Genomic DNA, 1,211 nt, shown 5'->3' with positions numbered 1-1,211 from the left:
CTCTTAATCATCATGACCTTCTAGAATCGACTTTTTTACTTGATTGTCGTTTTCTTCGGATTGTTGTCTTTATTCTTTGACAGTGTAAACATAAGCTTCACCTTTTTTATATTCTTGTGATAATTCACGAACATCTGTTTTAAATAAATCAAATATTTCGTCCATAGATGTGCTCATTGTTTTCGAATAATTTTCTAAATATTCCGCGATTTTTTCTTTTTTCGTAGTCATTTTGTGTTCCTCCCAAAATTTTTGTAGTTTTAAAGCATTTTGCATTGTTAAAGTCATAATGTCTTTTTTCTTTGTTCTTAATTGGCTGATAGTTGTTCTATTCAATCCTGTCACTGCTTCAATCGAGTATGCAGAAACATCTGAATCAAGTAGTTCTTGAATCTTATTTGTGTCTATTGTAGTCAATACGATTCCTCCCTAATCAATTAACATCCAAGCCGAATGATCAGCTTTTGTCGATACTTTAAATCCGAACTTATAATAAAATTGAATCAATTTATCTAAATCTTGTTCTTTTTCAGTTGGCAAAGGTTCTGCACTTACGCAATCTGCTCCTAGCTCGATTGCAGAATTTACTAATAGTGATGCAATACCTTTATTTCTCCATTTGTCTTGTACATGTAGCATCTTCAATTCATTGTTGCTTTTTAAATATCTCATGTATGCAACGCCGTAAGTCGTTTCATGTCCGCCAAAATCATTCGCAACTACTTCATATGATCCCAAGTAAATTTCTATGTACTCATCATCTTTTACAATCGTGCATTTCATATTTTGAGTTTCGCACCATTTTTTCATAACTTCTAACATGTTCGCCAGCTCCTTTTGTATTGTTCTTGATTACATACTCAGTATATAGTAAATTATAATTTACGTCAACTATAATTCACTAAAACTTTAACTTTTTAGATAATAAAAAAGCCCTCGAAGAAGGCAGTGGCTCACGCTAAATCAATCAATTCTGGATTAATAAAGTATCGCTTCTTAAAATCATATCGATGGTGTTCCATTTGTGTTAACGGAACATCTTTAACGATCTCAAACAAAAAATACACATTTGATCCAGATTTTGATTTAGAAGCAGGTAGCATAAAATAGTTTTTCTTTGATTCGTATAAGTGGATTAATAGCATATTTTCGACAAGCTTGAAATCAATTTCGGAATTCCAGTATTTATATAGTTCTTTTTCAAATTTTTT

At 31.2% G+C, this 1,211-nt stretch carries 3 protein-coding genes; all 3 read right to left on the bottom strand.

The window, feature by feature from the left end; translation table 11 throughout:
- Positions 1–69 precede the first annotated feature (69 nt).
- Positions 70–417, bottom strand: coding sequence for a hypothetical protein (locus tag AB0Q96_RS39185; RefSeq protein ID WP_365334168.1), 348 nt, complete (start codon positions 415–417; stop codon positions 70–72).
- A gap of 12 nt (positions 418–429) precedes the next feature.
- Positions 430–822 carry a GNAT family N-acetyltransferase gene (locus AB0Q96_RS39180; protein ID WP_365334166.1) on the bottom strand — a complete coding sequence of 131 codons (393 nt, stop codon included), beginning with the start codon at positions 820–822 and terminating at the stop codon, positions 430–432.
- 131 nt (positions 823–953) lie between these two features.
- Positions 954–1,211, bottom strand: a 258-nt coding sequence (locus tag AB0Q96_RS39175; RefSeq protein WP_365334164.1) for a DUF5960 family protein, incomplete at its 5' end; no start/stop codon positions are given.

The organism is Streptomyces sp. NPDC093111, from assembly GCF_040683955.1.
GTDB lineage: Bacteria > Actinomycetota > Actinomycetes > Streptomycetales > Streptomycetaceae > Streptomyces.
Note: the sequence above shows the minus strand (reverse complement) of the source record. Positions and strands in the feature narration are given on the sequence as shown.